The sequence below is a fragment of the Psychrobacter fozii genome (genome assembly GCF_003217155.1).
Taxonomy (GTDB): domain Bacteria; phylum Pseudomonadota; class Gammaproteobacteria; order Pseudomonadales; family Moraxellaceae; genus Psychrobacter; species Psychrobacter fozii.
On record NZ_QJSU01000007.1, the window covers coordinates 206,585 to 222,612 of the forward strand.

A 16,028-nucleotide genomic window follows, 5' to 3' on the forward strand; every position below is an offset into this window, starting at 1 on the left:
CGCCTACCCTGTATTTAAATGTGATTGAGCCAACTAAGACGTGTTTGATATTCGACCATGGCAGTGCCCATTTATAAATGTCTAATACGCCCCATATAACACACTGGTAAAATACAAATAAATTAGAAAAAAATGTTATCATAGCGCTAACCACTTATTTTCGTTCATTTAACTGCCGATTTGTTAGAAAACCAGATAATCAAACCTGTTATTTGAATGCATCACTCTATTTAGCTGTTCACTTACGCCCACATCTTTATTAAAAGCCAAATAAGCAAAGGATTTTTTATGTCAAATCTACAACAGCAACGCAATGACGTGACTCATATCGACGGTAATTTACATCAAAACAAAGACGTTCGTATTGGTATCGTAGTCGGTCGTTTTAATGGTTTTGTGGTTGAATCATTGGTAGATGGTGCAATTGATGCACTACTACGTCATGGTGTATTGGGTAGCAATATCACCGTTATTCGCGTTCCTGGTGCTTTTGAATTGCCATTGGTTGCCCAACGTGCCGCTGAGTCTGATCGCTTTGATGCCATCGTTGCTTTAGGCGCTATTATTCGTGGCAGCACGCCGCATTTTGACTTCGTTGCTAGCGAATCTGCAAAAGGCTTGAGTGCTGTAGCGATGGATTATAATATCCCTGTTGCAAATGGCGTATTGACCACTGATAGCATTGAACAAGCAATTGAGCGTGCTGGCACGAAAGCTGGTAACAAGGGCTCAGAAGCGGCAATGGTTGTCATAGAAATGCTTGCTGTCTTATCACAGTTAGATATTGATGACGAAAGTGCTGACGCTTAGTTTTATTGATCGTTAGTATTGACCATTAGACAGTCTCTATTTGACTGTCTAACGGTTTTATTAGCACAGGTAAGCAGTGCTATTTAAGCAGCATCTATAAGTAATATTGTTTGTGACGTTGATGAAGGTTATGGTTATTACGATAACCCTCATCCACTTCGATATCCAAGACTGACTGGCAAAACGTGCCAGCCGACCACTATTTAACATTCTATTTCAAAATTCAGGTATTGACCCCTTATGACTGACCAACTCAAGCACGCTATTAATGCTGCGAAAACCGCACAAATCAATGATAAACAAGCGGAAGCTACTCGTATAGCGAGCAGCAGTGCGGGTGATCAAACCTTCGATATGAGTGAGTCTTCTTATAAGACCAGTCACACTGCCATTCGTAAGGCGCGCCGCTTTGCGATGCAAGGTCTATACGAGTGGCTCGTCACTGATCGCCGTTTTGATGTAGACGGCAAGCTCGGTTGGAAAGCCAATGCGCCGCATGATATCGCTGCCCGTACGCGCGCGACCAATGCCATGCACACCGTACATATCGGCTACTATCACGAAATGATGCGTGATATCCCAGAGCAAATTGAAGCGTTGGATGCTCTAATTCTTCAGCATCTTGATCGCGACATTGATAAGTTGGACACTGTTGAACACGCTATTCTGCTTATTGGTACTTATGAGCTGCAGAATCGCTTAGAGATTCCTTATAAGGTAGTACTTGATGAAGCGATGAAGCTTAACAATCATTTCGGTGCCACTGACGCACACAAATTGATCAATGCGGTATTAGATAGAATGGCCGTTGAGCTACGCGCTACTGAAGTAGAATCAGACACTAAAGCCAACCTGCGTACGTCACAAAAATCAGCGGCTAAACAAGCTCAAGTGAAACCAGTTGATAGCACAGAAGCCACAAACGAAAGCGCTATTGATGACAGCCCAACTGCATCAAACAAACCTCGTATTAGCGCAAATAACACTAGTGTCAAACGCAATAGCGCTAGTAAAGCCAGTGCAAATATTAGCGAGTTTAAAGCGAGCAAAAAAGACGCTGACGATGCTAAAAAACAAGACTAGCCATGAATGAATTTGAGCTGATTGAGCGTATATTTTCGCAAATGCAAGCGGCAAATGCACCATTAGCTGGTATCGAAAAAGGTATCGGTGATGATGCAGCTGTCATGGCCTTGCCAGCAGGGTCACGATTAGTCAGCTGTATTGATACATTGGTTCAAGGTCGACATTTTAGTGCTGATTGGCAGCAAGTCAACGAGCTGGCATTTGCGATTGGTTATAAAACCGTCGCTGTCAACGTCTCAGACATCGCAGCGATGGGTGCGACCCCGCATAGTATTTTATTGGCACTAGCGTTACCTAAACAACTTGCTAACGAAAAATGGCTCACTGAATTTGCCAAAGGTTTATTTCATGCCTGCCAGCTATTTGGTGTTTCCCTTATTGGCGGTGATACCACACGCAGTGATAATTTAGTACTGAGTGTCAGCGCGCAAGGATTGCTTGCCGCAGACACCCCAGCTGTATATCGTTCAGGTGCACAAGTTGGTGATAAGATTTATGTATCAGGGACGCTTGGCGATGCCAGTTATGCCCTGCAACATCCTGACAGTACCCAAGGTAAAGAGTTGGCTCACAGGTTACATATGCCAACGCCCCGTATCGCCTTAGGGGCAGCACTGGCAAAGATTGGCGCAACGGCGATGATAGACATCTCTGATGGCCTTTATCAAGATATCGGGCATATCTGTCAGCAAAGCGCTGTAGGCATGCGTATTGATGTGGAGCAGCTACCTACTAGCGAACCATTGGCAACTATTGATTTATCTGAACGCTTGTTGTGCCAACTGGCGGGTGGTGATGATTACGAGTTAGCTTTTACTTTACCTGCACATATTGAACCACCTATTGGTAATACACCAGTTACCTGTATCGGTGAAGTAATCGCACTGTCAGATGATCTAGTGACAGATGCAAACAGGTCTATAGCATTACACCCTGAACTATATTATCAAAATCAGCTAATCACACCCACTCAGCACGCGCCATTTGCCACATGGCCCAACCTTACTGGTTACCAACATTTTACAGGTTAGCTCATGACTGATCACGATTTATCCAAGCCTGATATCAGCAAAGCCAATGACTGCCCACCACTGCCTAAAAACGCCAGTGCGCTCGATCGTATGGTCTATTGGTTAGGCATTGGTTTGGGCAGTGGTCTGCCGCGCCGTGCCCCCGGTACTTGGGGTACCGTTGGTGGGTTAATCATCGCCATACCGCTGATGAGCTTGGGCTTCATACCTTTTCTAATTCTGACAATTCTATCTTGTATTTTCGGTATTTGGATTTGCGGACGTACTTCTGAGCTAATGCAGGGCCATGATGATCCGCATATCGTCTGGGATGAGTGGTCTGGTATTTGGATTACCCTACTGCCTTTCTCTTATATGGGTGTTGCGACCACAAACTTTTGGCAAGATGTGTCTCAAGATCTTTCTATTTTCGCTATTGTTATCGCTTTTATATTATTTCGCTTTTTTGACATTATTAAGCCGCCGCCAATTGGCTGGGCAGATAAAAAAGTCGCAGGTGGGTTGGGTATTATGCTCGATGACATCATCGCAGGTATTATGGCAGCAGTGTTATGGGTAGTGGTTATGTTTGGTGTGCTGTTATAAGTAACCATAGCCGCTATGATAGTGAGTGATCACAACATAACCTCTTATGCAGCAATTTGAATGCTATCCTCTTGCATAGAGGATTTATTTATCGTTATCAGATTGCATTACAAAGCATGCACATCACAGCATTTTTCTAAATGAACATTTGCGCTATAATTCAATATTATACTTTGTTACATTTGTAGGGCTACTATGACATCTCCTCTCTCAGTAATTATTCTCGCTGCTGGTAAAGGCACGCGTATGCAATCAGCTAAGCCAAAAGTCCTTCAGACCTTGGCAGGCAAATCTTTGCTGAGTCACGTCCTAGATACGTGTCATAAGCTAACTGTCAACGAGACCATTATCGTTCATGGTTTTGGCGGCGACCAAGTCAAATCGGAAATTATCGATCAGTATACGCAATCGTCAATTACTTGGGTTGCTCAGACTGAACAGCTAGGTACAGGCCATGCGGTCAAAGTGACGCTGTCTGATTTACCGAAAGAAGGACAAAGTCTCATTCTCTACGGTGATGTGCCTTTGGTGAGCCATCAAACTCTATCAGCACTGAAGACAGCCAATACTAATGGCATGTCTATGCTGACGTTGACGGTGGATAATCCATTTGGATTAGGTCGTATCAAACGTGACCATGTAGGCAATATCACTGCCATCGTTGAACAAAAAGATGCCAGTGTCGACGATCAGCAGATTCAAGAGATTAATAGCGGCATTTATTGTGTCGATAATGCGCTACTACATAAATACTTACCTGAACTGTCTAACGACAACGCGCAACAAGAATACTATCTTACCGATATTGTCAAAATGGCAGTCGCTGATGGTATCACGATTGCGGCGATTGAACCTGAGCATACCTTTGAAATTGAGGGTGTCAATAACCGTCAACAGCTTGCCAGCTTAGAACGTACATGGCAAAGTAAACTGGTCGCTGACTTACAAGAAGCAGGTGTACAGTTTGCTGATCCTACCCGTGTCGATATTCGCGGTACATTGACAGCAGGCCAAGACGTGTTTATCGATGTCGGTGTCGTATTCGAGGGCAATTGTACGCTAGGTGACAACGTCTATATTGAAGCAGGCTGTGTTATTAAAAACTCCCAACTCGGTAATGCTTGTCATATAAAGCCTTACTGCGTCATCGATCGCGCTGAGATTGGTGCGGGTGTCGATGTTGGTCCGTTTGCTCATTTGCGTCCTGACACGGTATTGTCCGATAACAGTAAAGTCGGTAATTTTGTAGAAATTAAAAAATCGACCATTGGTCAAGGCAGCAAAATAAACCACTTAAGTTACGTCGGTGATGCCACCGTCGGTATGGGCGTCAATATCGGAGCTGGTGTCATTACCTGTAACTATGATGGTGCTAATAAATCACAAACCATTATTGAAGACAATGCCTTTATTGGCTCTAACGCTAGCTTAGTCGCGCCAGTAACGATTGGTGACACAGCAACGGTCGCAGCAGGCTCTGTGATTACCAAAAACGTGGATGCTAGTGCATTGGCGTTTGGCCGCGCGCGACAAACACAGAAAGACGATTTTCAACGACCAACTAAAAAATAATCGATGCGCCAATAGTTGAGTCAATAACAGTCAGACTTAAACAAATTAAGCAGCGCGGCAATCTTTGTGGTGCTGCTTAATTATATCTAACACGCTAAAAGCTTATCTGCTGAAAAGCTTGTTGATTGGTAAAGTACTTCTATATAGAAAAGTTAAACTCTCAAAACAACAAAAATTAAACTTAAGGAATAGCCATGTGTGGAATTGTAGGGGCAGTTGCTGAACGTAATATCGCCAATATCTTGCTTGAAGGTCTTAAGCGTTTAGAGTACCGCGGCTATGATTCCGCTGGCTTGACCGTTATTCGTGATGGTGAGTTACACCGTGAGCGCCAAGTGGGCAAAGTACAAGCACTGGTCGATGCAGTCGCTGTCAATCCAGAGTTCTTTGATGGCCATATCGGTATCGCTCATACACGTTGGGCAACGCATGGCGAGCCAGCACAGCGCAATGCACACCCGCATGTCTCAGGTAAAATCGCGGTGGTGCATAATGGCATTGTTGAAAACTATGCTGAGCTTAAAGAAGCACTAATAGCTAAAGGTTATGTGTTTACGTCGCAAACAGATACTGAAGTCGTTGCACATCTGATTAATGATATTTATAAAACAACACCTGACTTACTAGAAGCCGTTCGTACTGTTATTCCATTATTACATGGTGCCTTTGCCCTCGGTATTATACATATTGACTGCCCAGAAGAGCTTATTACTGTACGTTTAGGCTCGCCACTGGTGATTGGAGTAGGTATCGGTGAGAACTTTATCGCCTCAGATCAGTTAGCACTTCTGCCAGTGACTAACCGCTTTATGTATTTGGAAGAAGGTGATATCGCCAAATTGACTCGTAACAGTATTCGAGTCTACGCGGATGGCATTGAAGTTACGCGTCAAATACATGAAATTGATGCAACCCAACACAATGCAGATAAAGGCGAATTCAAGCATTATATGCTCAAAGAAATCTATGAGCAGCCAGATGCAGTCGCACGTACCATTGAGATGGGTATCGATAAAAGTGAAACTGCCAAACTGCGTAATGACTTTTTACAACGTCATGAAACGCAGCTTTCAGGTATTCGCCATGTGCAAGTTCTCGCTTGTGGTACCAGCTATCACTCAGGTCTGGTCGCAAAATATTGGTTTGAAAGCCTTACTCGTATTCCCTGTTCGGTTGAGGTAGCCAGTGAGTTTCGTTATCGTAATCCCGTAGTGGTTGATAACTCACTAGTCATTTGCATCTCTCAGTCTGGTGAAACGGCTGATACTTTGTCTGCGCTACGTGATATTCAAAAGCATACCCCAGCAGGTCTAGTAAGCTTAGCGTTATGTAATGTTCCTACTTCATCGCTGGTACGCGAGACAGATATTTTCTTACCGACACTAGCAGGTCCTGAGATTGGTGTGGCATCTACCAAAGCATTTACCACCCAGCTTGCAGCGCTTATGTTATTAGTCATGAAGGTCGGTGTCATTCAACAGCGTATGACCAATGATTATGTAAGCACACTGATTGGCGAGCTACAACTGCTGCCGGGCCAACTACATGCCAGCTTAAACCTTGACACACCTATCAAGACGATGAGTGAAAGCTTTGAAGATAAAAGAAGCTGCTTGTTCCTAGGCCGTGGCTTACAGTTTCCTATTGCATTAGAAGGCGCATTAAAGCTTAAGGAAATTTCTTATATTCATGCAGAGGGCTATGCCGCAGGGGAGCTAAAACATGGCCCATTGGCATTGGTTGATAAAGACATGCCAATCGTTGTACTAGCGCCTAAAGACAGCATGTTCGATAAGCTCAAAGCCAATATGCAAGAGGTACACGCGCGTCACGGTGAGTTGTTTGTGTTTGCCAGTGAGTCTAGTCAGATGATCGCAGAAGATAGATTGCATGTGGTTTATGTACCGGATGTTTGTGAGACACTAGCACCTATCGTCTATAGTGTGCCCGTACAGCTACTGTCATACCATGTGGCGGTTATGCGTGGTACTGACGTCGATCAGCCTCGCAATTTAGCAAAGAGCGTCACGGTGGAATAATTGTTGCCAAGATATAATTATGATTGTCATTGAGTAATTAGCTATCATCCTGAGTAATAAAGTATCATCCTATTGATTATGACGTTTACCCCTGCTGTTGTTAATTCAATAGCAGGGGTTTTTCGTTCAATAACATCATAAATTTGAATAAAAAAATAGCGATATTCTATCTATAAAACAGAGTATCGCTACCATGATTGAATCTAGTTGGTTTTAGTTATTTTTGGTCTCTTTCTAATACTACTCTATAGCGAGCATTACCACTTTCTAATCTTGCAAACGCTTCGTTTATCTCAGACATTTTGTACGTTTCAGTCACTGGCTGAATATTGTGACGCGCAGCAAAATCTAACATTTGGCGAAGGGTAGACGGTGACCCAGCTGGCGAACCTGACACGCTATTTTGAGCCATAATCAGTGGTGCAGCTGAAATCTCTAGTGGGGCAGCCAATAGCCCAACAAAATGCAATCGACCTTTAGGTTTCAAGGTTTTGATAACGGCGTTCCAATTCATATCAACGTTCACAGTCGAGATAACCAAATCAAAAGAGCCTGCTGCTGCTTCAATGTCGCTCTCATTTCTTGAATTTAGGCTATGGTGCGCACCCAATTCTTTTGCTTCTTCCATTTTTGATTCGCTGGTGAATGCTGTTACTTCACAGCCCCATGCATTAGCAAATTGTAGTGCCAAATGACCTAAGCCACCAATACCAATAACCGCCACTCTAGAAGTTGGTTTGATATCGTATTGCACCAATGGGTTAAACACTGTGATACCGCCACAAAGCAATGGCCCCACTGCATTGAAGTCCAAGCCTTCTGGAATTTTAATAACGCTGGTGTCTTTTGCACGTACTTTATCTGCAAATCCACCGTGGTTACCAATAATAGTGCCTTCTTGCTCAGCACATAAATTGTGGTCACCACTCATACACAAATCACAAACGTTGCAATAGCCTTTGTGCCAGCCCAAACCGACTTTATCACCAAGCTCTAAGTGTGTGACATGCTGACCCTTTGCCAATACTTTACCTGCCACCTCATGGCCACCCACAAACGGATATTGGGTCATGCCCCACTCATTCTCCCACATAGATAGATCACTGTGACAAACACCGCAGCTGTGTACTTCAATTTCTACTTCGTGATCGCCTAGTGTGCCAGGGTCGTATTGGTAAGGGGTGAATTCTCCGCCTTTTTCTTTTGCTGCATATGCATTAATCATGGTTATTCCTTATTATTAGGGTTGATCATCTCGTTTTTATCAAGTGAAAAAACACTCATTATTGAGATTGTCTCAGCACTTGTTTAAACAACTGTTTCAACAGCAATACTCACAAGTAGACCGCTCAACTTGAACGAGCTAAGATTACCATAATACCGAGACATATCGGCAAAACAAGACGAATCACCAACACGACTATAAACAGAACCCATTATAAAAGATAAGGGTCAGAGCAATAGTTGACTATCACTTCGACCCTCGATTCGTTATTAGCATTTGTATTTATGAGCTGATGGTTTGATTCTTTACACTCAAACCAGTCCTTTATAAAGAAAATAGCATCCTACTATGGTCAACAATACTGCAAAACACTTTTTTAATAATTGTGGTGATAGTATATGAGCCACTTTCGCACCTATCTTTGCGGTAAAAAAGCTCATGATACTGATACCTAAAAAGGCATAAATGTGGACAAAACCAATCGTATTGGACACATCTACTTGCTGCTTCATTCCAAAAAACATAAACCCTAACGCACCTGCAATGGCAATAGGTAGACCACACGCCGCTGACGTACCCACTGCTTTTTGCATGACCACACCATAACGCGTGAGATAAGGTACGGTTAAACTGCCACCACCGATACCAAAGATGGCCGAAGCTATACCAATAACCCCGCCTGCCGCCAGTTGCTTAGGTTTTGAAGGCAATACTATATGGACATTGCCAGCATCGTGATTTGTTTTCTTTTTACCACCCTTAAACATTTTAAAGGCAACCCAAAGCAAAAATACACCAACAATGAGCTGAAGATATAATCCAGATATCTGTCCTGCAATCCCTGCCCCTAAAAAACACCCTATCGCTAGGCCTGGTGCCAGATTTTTAAAGACAGGCCACATAACTGCGCCTTTTTTATTGTGCGCCATTAACGAGCTGATAGACGTGATAATAATGGTCGCAAGCGAAGTACCCAAGGCTAAATGCATAATAGTGTCAGCAGGATAGCCCATTTGGGTAAAAACAATGAATAATAGTGGCACGATGATGGTTCCACCGCCCACACCGAAAAGCCCTGCAGCAAATCCTGCTAGAGCACCTATGATTAAAAAAATGATTAATTCCACGGATTATTTACTTCTTAGTTAGATTTGGTGAAATGCTTACTATATTTGTTTGATAATGAGATAGCTGACTTAAGCAATGTCTACTTGAGCCATCTGCCCCACTTGGTGATAAGCACGATTAAAATAAACCAAACTTTCCTCTCGTATGCCTCGTTGGGCAGATTGTTTAATAGCGACAACGCGACACATAAACACACTGTGTGTACCAACCTCTTGAATATGCTCTATCTCACAGTCAAAACTGACCAACGCATCTTCTAATACAGGGGCGCCTGTTTGCAATTGCGTCCAAGCGCCATATTCAAAGCGCTCTGCTGAATGCAATTTAGAAGCGAATGCATTGGATATCTGTTCATGCTGTGCACCCAATACATTAACACTTAAGATTTTATTTTCAATAAAATAGCCATGTGATCGAGACGTCTGATTCATACAGACAAGCAGGGTCGGCGGCGTATCTGTGACGCTACATACTGCAGATGCCGTAAACCCATGAAGACCAGATGGGCCTTCTGTGGTGACAACACTTACTGCGGTTGTCAATAAAGACATGGCATCTCTAAAGTCAGTTGCTTCAATCATATCTTAAGTCCTAAATTTCAGATCAGTAAACACTCATGTGTACCAATAAACGCTAGGCAGTCAGCTCTTGACGCACGATTTGAGCACCGGCACTTAATGCTGCAAGCTTGCCTCTTGCAACTTGGCGAGACAAAGGTGCCATACCACAATTGGTTGCAGGATACAGCTTGTCAGCATCGACAAATTGTAATGCTTTGCGTAGCGTATTTGCTACCTCTTCTGGTGTCTCAATAGTATTAGTTGCCACATCAATGGCACCAACCATCACTTTTTTACCGCGAATCAATTCAATCAAATCCATTGGCACATGTGAGTTTTGACATTCGAGTGAGACAATATCGATCTTAGATTGTTGCAGTTGAGGAAAGGCTTTCTCATATTGACGCCACTCTGAACCCAGTGTCTTTTTCCAATTATTATTGGCTTCGATACCGTAGCCGTAGCAAATATGTACTGCTGTTTCGCATTTTAGACCTTCAATAGCACGCTCTAACGTGGCAATGCCCCAGTCGTTTACGTCATCAAAGAATACATTAAATGCGGGTTCATCGAACTGGATAATATCAACACCAGCTGCCTCTAGCTCTTTTGCTTCTTGATTCAGAATTTTAGCAAATTCCCAAGCCAGTTTTTCGCGACTTTTATAATGACTGTCATATAGGGTATCAATCATCGTCATTGGCCCTGGTAGCGCCCACTTGATTGGTTGACTGGTTTGCTGACGTAAAAATTTAGCATCTTCTACAAATACTGGCTTTTGGCGGCTCACTGCGCCAACAACAGACGGCACGCTCGCATCATAGCGATTACGAATTTTGACCGTCTCACGCTTTTCAAAATCGACGCCATCCAGATGCTCAATGAACGTGGTCACAAAGTGCTGACGGGTCTGTTCGCCATCACTGACAATATCAATGCCTGCATGTCTTTGTTCTTGCAGCGACACACGTAGCGCATCTTGTTTGGCTTCCATCAGTTGCTCGCCTTCTAATGCCCAAGGTGACCAAATTTTCTCTGGTTCTGCTAGCCAAGAAGGTTTCGGTAAGCTGCCAGCAGTTGATGTCGGTAATAATAATTTCATGTGATTCATCTTCTTATTTATTTTTTATTATGTTAATTAGTGAGGATCAGTTAGGCAGCTTGTTTCTTAGACACATTTTTTTTGGCCACTTCACTTGTCACATCGTAGCTTGCAGCCCACTCTTCCAGAATGGCTTGGTACGGCTTAATGAACTGTTCTTCAGTGAATTTGCCTTGTGTTACAGCCATCTGGCTACGCTCGGCGCGGTCATACACAATTTGAGTCAGTGAGTAATCTTGGTACTTTAAGCTCGGTTGATACACTTCACCTGCGCTCGAGTTGGCATTATAAATCTCAGGACGGTAGATTTTTTGGAACGTCTCCATCGTACTGATAGCGCTTATCAGCTCAAGATCAGTGTAATCACTTAGCAAGTCGCCGGCAAAATAAAAGGCTAAAGGTGCCGAACTATTTTCAGGCATAAAGTAGCGAACGGTTAAGCCCATCTTATGAAAATAATCATCAGTCAACGAATAGTCATCTTGTCTGTACTCAACGCCTAAAACAGGATGCTGGTTGGCGGTACGATAATAGGCTTTACTGGTTGAAACACTGAGGCAAATCACAGGTTTTTTATGAAAATTAGCGTTGTAAGCTTCTGAGTTCAATAAGTATTGAAACAGTTTGCCATGCAACTCACCAAAATTATCTGGCGTTATTGATGCTAGATTCTTATCACGATGCTCTGGCAATACCACGCTAAAATCGTAGTCACGTACATAAGAAGAGAAACTATTACCAATCATACCGTCAATACGTTTGTTATCTTTATGATCAACTATGGTTGTTTGCAGCGTCTCAATAATTGGGAATGTATGACCATTGCCTTCGACATCCATATCGACAGAAATGATATCGACCTCGACAGAATAACGGTCTGCTGTCAGATTGTCCCAATGCGCCAACGCATTAAAACGGTTATTTATCATGCGTAACGTTTTACGTAAATTTTCTTCGCGGTGCTCGCCACGTGCCAAATTTGCAAAGTTAGTCGTCAAACGCGTGCTGTCTGCAGGCTGATAGTTTTCGTCAAAACGAATGCGCTTAATTGAACAGGTAAATTCTTTACTCATGGTATCTACTGCCTTAATCTATTCTCATTATCTGAGACAAAACCAAATTTGTGTATGGAGTAGATTATGCCTGAATCGCAACATGAATAAAAACGACTTAATTTAAATAAAAGATGAATTTAATTCATTTTAGTAGTTTTTAAATAGCTTTTCTGTATAAAAAACGATTAGATAGTAGAAATAGTTATCACTCATCTAACGAAATAACGAAATCTATAGATTTTTGATTTGAATGAGCATGTATACATAGATAAGCACAACCATATCTCTTTCATACTATCTTGAACCAAGTTAAACAGCTTCTTTAGCGTGAGTCTTGATGTCATTAAACAGACATACTTCATAGCCATAATTCAATCTTCTTGATTAACTATCAACAATAATAAATTGAAGAATTGGAGAAAAAAATGTACACAAGAAGGGCTAATTTTTTGAGAATAAGTATGGCTATCATCGCAACGACTGGTATTGGTCAGTTAGCAACAGCAGCGGATGCCTACCCTGCTGAATTGGTCTCACATGCCCTACTACCCTCTCAAACATTTATCTCTGCTCCGACTGATGCGCCCAAAGATTTGCAGGTCAGTGGTAAATACACTACTGGGAAATTGATTGAAAAACTTGGCAGTATTGAAGGAAAGTCGGCAGGTCGTCCCACTGGTATCAAGCTACCGTTTCCGGGACAACCTGTACAAGGGCATTCTGGTATTAAATATATGCCTGATGGCAGTTATTGGATATTGACCGATAATGGTTTTGGCAGTAAAGCCAATTCACCAGATGCCATGTTATTCATGCGTCAGTATCGAATGGATTGGGATAAAGGGGTTTTTGAACCTATAAAAACTATTTTTTTCAATGACCAGAATGAAGTGATACCTCACCGAATTACGCATCAAGACAGTAATCGCCGCTATCTGACAGGATCTGATTTTGATCCTGAAAGTTTCCAAATCATTGATGGTGATATTTGGGTCGGTGAAGAGTTTGGCCCATGGTTACTAAAATTCGATAGTAAAGGCACACTTAAAGCCATGTATGACACAAAAGTAGACGGAGAGACCGTACATTCTCCAGACCATCCCGCCTTACAATTACCAAGCAAACCCGATGACAATCTACCGTTATACAGTATTAAACGCTCTAAGGGCTTTGAAGGTATGGCATCAGCCCCAGATGGACGTTATTTATACCCTATGTTAGAAGGCGCTGTTTATAACCAAAAGCGTCAACAATATGATTCAGTCGATGGTCAGAACTTCTTGCGCATCTTACAGTTTGATACCAAGCGTAATACCTATACTGATAAGAGCTGGAAATACATACTTGATAATAACGAGTATGCGATCGGAGATTTCAATATGATCGATGATACTTATGGTTTGATTATTGAACGAGACAATTTAGAAGGTGTAAGTGATAAAGCTTGTCAAAAAGCAGCTGTAGATAAAAGTAAATGCTTTGACAAACCAGCCGTATTCAAACGTATATATAAGGTCAAATTAGACCCTAAAAGTGAGATCGCTGAAAAAGTGGCTTATATTGATTTGATGGCCATTAAAGATACTAAGGCCGTGGCTAAAAAACCTTTAGTAGGTGAGAAATTTGTATTTCCATTTTTTACTATTGAAAATGTAGACATCATCGATGAAAGCCACATCGTGGTAGGTAATGATAACAACCTGCCTTTTTCCTCTAGCCGAGACCCAAATCGAGCAGATGATAACGAACTATTATTGTTAGAGGTCAAGGATTTTTTACAGGCGAAATAAATTGTCATTAGTGCTTGTAGTAGATCATAACTAAACTAGAAGTTAGAAAGTCTTCAGCTATAAGACACCAAAATAAACCCCTGCTATTTTCAATATTAGCAGGGGTTTTCTATGTATTTAAACAACCATCATTCAGGTACTTTCAGTTCATACATTGACGCTACACATTAGATTGAGTCTTTTAAAGCATCCTCAACGAAACTCAAGCGATCTTGTCCAAAGAACATTTCACCATTTACGAAGAAACTCGGTGCACCAAATACACCTCGCGATACAGCTTCCTCAGTAGTCGCTTTCAAACGCTCCTTGATCTCAGTATCGCTTATACGTGTCATAAAATCAGTGGCATCAATACCCGCTTTGACCAAAGCTTCAGCGACTACCTCTGATGATTCCATATTGAGCTTTTCAGCCCATAAAGCATTAAAGATGGCCGTTAGACAACTTGGAAACTCAGGTTCTCCTAGGTAAGCAGTAATACCTCGCATGAGATGCATCGTATTCAACGGAAAAAATGGATTGAACTCAAACGGTACCTGATAAATAGTTGAGAAGCGCTTAAGGTCTTTAAGCATATAAGCACCTTTCGCAGGTACTGCAGCTGGTGAAGTGTTACCAACAGCTTGAAAAACGGCTCCAAGCAACATAGGTCGCCAAATAATTTTAGCATTGTAACGTTGTGCTATGCTCTCTAATTGTGTCCATGCCAAATAACTGGCTGGACTGCCCACATCAAAGAAAAATTCTATTGGTTTACTCATCTTTGCACTCCTTGCAATATATATTAAAACCTTGGGGATTTATCGTTAGATAAATGTTAGAAAGTTTCCATCCACGGGCGTAAATCCAGCTCATGCGTCCAACTGTCTCTCGGTTGGCAATGCAATTGCCAATACTGCTCAGCGATATGCTCAGGATTCAAGATGCCATCTTGGTCTTTAAGTGCATAGCGCTCCGGAAAATTGTCACGGATAAATGCCGTATCAATAGCACCATCAATAATAGGGTGCGCCACATGTATACCTTTTGGTCCTAACTCACGTGCCATGCTTTGCGCCAAAGCACGTAACGCAAATTTAGCGCTAGCAAAAGCCGAAAAACCTTTACTGCCTCGCAAAGAAGCTGTTGCTCCAGTGAAAATAATCGTGCCTTTTCCACGTGGAATCATAACTTTTGCAGCTTCTCTACCTGTCAAAAATCCAGATAGTGCTGCCATTTCCCATACTTTTCGAAAGACTCTTTCTGTGGTCTCTACAATCGAGAAATGCACATTTGCACCGATATTAAATACCACTACTTCAATCGGCCCAATATCCTTTTCAATATGAGCGAATAACTCGACCATCTCTTTTTCTACACGCGCATCACAACCAAATGGCTTGGCTACTCCACTAGCTGCCTCAATATCACTGACTAACGTGTTTAGTTTATCGACGCTTCTTCTAGTCACACATAAAGTAAAACCTTCTTTTGCAAAACGTTTTGCAACAGCACTACCCGTTGCATCCCCTGCTCCAATTACAACCGCTACAGGTGATCTATACATATCTATTTCCTTATAGATTTCTTTTTAGAACTAACAAAAATGTAGCCTTATTTATGCATACTGTCAAGCTAACCTATTACTCAATAGTAAAGGAGATAAAATATGCGTTGGGATGAACTTGCTAAGCATTTTTGCTCGATGCCTCGTACGTTAGCTAGAGCTATTTCCCCCAAACCATAGGCAAAAGAAAACCCCCTTTGACTTAAGTCAAAGGGGGTTTATCTAGAATAGAGAGCTGACGAACGAGAAGAGCGCCGTTTGAATTGAAGAAATGGCTTAAAAGCAAAGCACCGCTTTGCTAGGCAGCGCAAGAGTAAATCCTTTCAATAGGATTTGCTGCGCCAGTCACTAGGAATAAAAGATAAAAAAAAGAGCCACCCGGTTAAGGATGACTCTTTTTAAGTATAGAGAGCTGACGATGACCTACTCTCACATGGACGAATCCACACTACCATTGGCGCAACGATGTTTCACTTCTGAGTTCGGGAAGGGATCAGGT

Annotated in this window: 14 protein-coding genes and 1 rRNA gene; 7 read left to right on the forward strand and 8 right to left on the reverse strand. The window is 42.3% G+C overall.

Annotated elements, in window-relative coordinates; all coding sequences use genetic code 11:
- Window positions 1-288 precede the first annotated feature (288 nt).
- The 6 genes from ribH to glmS all read left to right on the forward strand — a co-directional run bounded on the left by ribH (window position 289) and on the right by glmS (window position 7,123).
- Window positions 289-810, forward strand: a complete 522-nt coding sequence (ribH, locus tag DFP82_RS10570; RefSeq protein WP_110923695.1) for a 6,7-dimethyl-8-ribityllumazine synthase — start codon at window positions 289-291, stop codon at window positions 808-810.
- Between the two features lie 240 nt (window positions 811-1,050).
- Window positions 1,051-1,893, forward strand: a complete 843-nt coding sequence (gene nusB, locus DFP82_RS10575) for a transcription antitermination factor NusB (RefSeq protein ID WP_110923696.1) — start codon at window positions 1,051-1,053, stop codon at window positions 1,891-1,893.
- Window positions 1,894-1,895: 2 nt separating this feature from the next.
- The gene (thiL, locus tag DFP82_RS10580) at window positions 1,896-2,927 is read left to right on the forward strand and encodes a thiamine-phosphate kinase (protein ID WP_110923697.1); all 1,032 of its coding nucleotides are present in this window, start codon (window positions 1,896-1,898) and stop codon (window positions 2,925-2,927) included.
- Window positions 2,928-2,930: 3 nt separating this feature from the next.
- Window positions 2,931-3,512, forward strand: a complete 582-nt coding sequence (locus DFP82_RS10585) for a phosphatidylglycerophosphatase A family protein (RefSeq protein WP_110923698.1) — start codon at window positions 2,931-2,933, stop codon at window positions 3,510-3,512.
- A 195-nt stretch (window positions 3,513-3,707) separates the two neighbouring features.
- On the forward strand, window positions 3,708-5,084 hold the full coding sequence (glmU, locus tag DFP82_RS10590) for a bifunctional UDP-N-acetylglucosamine diphosphorylase/glucosamine-1-phosphate N-acetyltransferase GlmU (protein WP_110923699.1): 1,377 nt from the start codon (window positions 3,708-3,710) through the stop codon (window positions 5,082-5,084).
- Window positions 5,085-5,278: 194 nt separating this feature from the next.
- Complete coding sequence (glmS, locus tag DFP82_RS10595) at window positions 5,279-7,123, forward strand: glutamine--fructose-6-phosphate transaminase (isomerizing) (RefSeq protein ID WP_110923700.1); 1,845 nt, start codon at window positions 5,279-5,281, stop codon at window positions 7,121-7,123.
- A 217-nt stretch (window positions 7,124-7,340) separates the two neighbouring features.
- Here the strand turns inward: glmS and ahr are convergent, their stop codons facing one another.
- The 5 genes from ahr to DFP82_RS10620 form a co-directional block, all read right to left on the reverse strand.
- Window positions 7,341-8,348, reverse strand: coding sequence for an NADPH-dependent aldehyde reductase Ahr (gene ahr, locus DFP82_RS10600; RefSeq protein ID WP_110923701.1), 1,008 nt, complete (start codon window positions 8,346-8,348; stop codon window positions 7,341-7,343).
- A gap of 311 nt (window positions 8,349-8,659) precedes the next feature.
- On the reverse strand, window positions 8,660-9,475 hold the full coding sequence (locus DFP82_RS10605; protein ID WP_110923702.1) for a sulfite exporter TauE/SafE family protein: 816 nt from the start codon (window positions 9,473-9,475) through the stop codon (window positions 8,660-8,662).
- A 69-nt stretch (window positions 9,476-9,544) separates the two neighbouring features.
- The gene (locus tag DFP82_RS10610; protein WP_110923703.1) at window positions 9,545-10,057 is read right to left on the reverse strand and encodes a flavin reductase; all 513 of its coding nucleotides are present in this window, start codon (window positions 10,055-10,057) and stop codon (window positions 9,545-9,547) included.
- A gap of 52 nt (window positions 10,058-10,109) precedes the next feature.
- A complete protein-coding gene (locus tag DFP82_RS10615; protein ID WP_110923704.1) occupies window positions 10,110-11,138 on the reverse strand; it encodes a methionine synthase in 1,029 nt (342 codons plus the stop codon).
- 50 nt (window positions 11,139-11,188) lie between these two features.
- Window positions 11,189-12,211 carry a DUF1852 domain-containing protein gene (locus tag DFP82_RS10620; RefSeq protein ID WP_110923705.1) on the reverse strand — a complete coding sequence of 341 codons (1,023 nt, stop codon included), beginning with the start codon at window positions 12,209-12,211 and terminating at the stop codon, window positions 11,189-11,191.
- Window positions 12,212-12,654: 443 nt separating this feature from the next.
- On the opposite strand from DFP82_RS10620, the gene DFP82_RS10625 reads away from it, so the two are divergent.
- Window positions 12,655-13,983, forward strand: coding sequence for an esterase-like activity of phytase family protein (locus tag DFP82_RS10625; RefSeq protein ID WP_220034739.1), 1,329 nt, complete (start codon window positions 12,655-12,657; stop codon window positions 13,981-13,983).
- A gap of 167 nt (window positions 13,984-14,150) precedes the next feature.
- On the opposite strand, the gene DFP82_RS10630 is transcribed toward DFP82_RS10625, so the two are convergent.
- From DFP82_RS10630 to rrf, 3 genes are all read right to left on the reverse strand, one after another.
- Window positions 14,151-14,744: a 2-hydroxychromene-2-carboxylate isomerase gene (locus tag DFP82_RS10630; RefSeq protein WP_110923707.1), complete on the reverse strand. Its 594-nt coding sequence runs from the start codon at window positions 14,742-14,744 to the stop codon at window positions 14,151-14,153.
- Window positions 14,745-14,800: 56 nt separating this feature from the next.
- Window positions 14,801-15,529, reverse strand: coding sequence for an SDR family oxidoreductase (locus DFP82_RS10635; RefSeq protein WP_110923708.1), 729 nt, complete (start codon window positions 15,527-15,529; stop codon window positions 14,801-14,803).
- Window positions 15,530-15,939: 410 nt separating this feature from the next.
- Window positions 15,940-16,028: ribosomal RNA gene (gene rrf, locus DFP82_RS10640) — 5S ribosomal RNA — on the reverse strand; the annotation flags it as partial.

Coding starts and splice junctions, on each gene's coding strand:
- DFP82_RS10585 (WP_110923698.1), top strand. CDS start 2,931: ATGACTGATCACGATTTATCCAAGCCTGATATCAGCAAAGCCAATGAC.
- ahr (WP_110923701.1), bottom strand. CDS start 8,348: ATGATTAATGCATATGCAGCAAAAGAAAAAGGCGGAGAATTCACCCCT.
- DFP82_RS10635 (WP_110923708.1), bottom strand. CDS start 15,529: ATGTATAGATCACCTGTAGCGGTTGTAATTGGAGCAGGGGATGCAACG.
- DFP82_RS10610 (WP_110923703.1), bottom strand. CDS start 10,057: ATGATTGAAGCAACTGACTTTAGAGATGCCATGTCTTTATTGACAACC.
- glmU (WP_110923699.1), top strand. CDS start 3,708: ATGACATCTCCTCTCTCAGTAATTATTCTCGCTGCTGGTAAAGGCACG.
- DFP82_RS10630 (WP_110923707.1), bottom strand. CDS start 14,744: ATGAGTAAACCAATAGAATTTTTCTTTGATGTGGGCAGTCCAGCCAGT.
- glmS (WP_110923700.1), top strand. CDS start 5,279: ATGTGTGGAATTGTAGGGGCAGTTGCTGAACGTAATATCGCCAATATC.
- DFP82_RS10620 (WP_110923705.1), bottom strand. CDS start 12,211: ATGAGTAAAGAATTTACCTGTTCAATTAAGCGCATTCGTTTTGACGAA.
- DFP82_RS10615 (WP_110923704.1), bottom strand. CDS start 11,138: ATGAAATTATTATTACCGACATCAACTGCTGGCAGCTTACCGAAACCT.
- nusB (WP_110923696.1), top strand. CDS start 1,051: ATGACTGACCAACTCAAGCACGCTATTAATGCTGCGAAAACCGCACAA.
- thiL (WP_110923697.1), top strand. CDS start 1,896: ATGAATGAATTTGAGCTGATTGAGCGTATATTTTCGCAAATGCAAGCG.
- DFP82_RS10625 (WP_220034739.1), top strand. CDS start 12,655: ATGGCTATCATCGCAACGACTGGTATTGGTCAGTTAGCAACAGCAGCG.
- ribH (WP_110923695.1), top strand. CDS start 289: ATGTCAAATCTACAACAGCAACGCAATGACGTGACTCATATCGACGGT.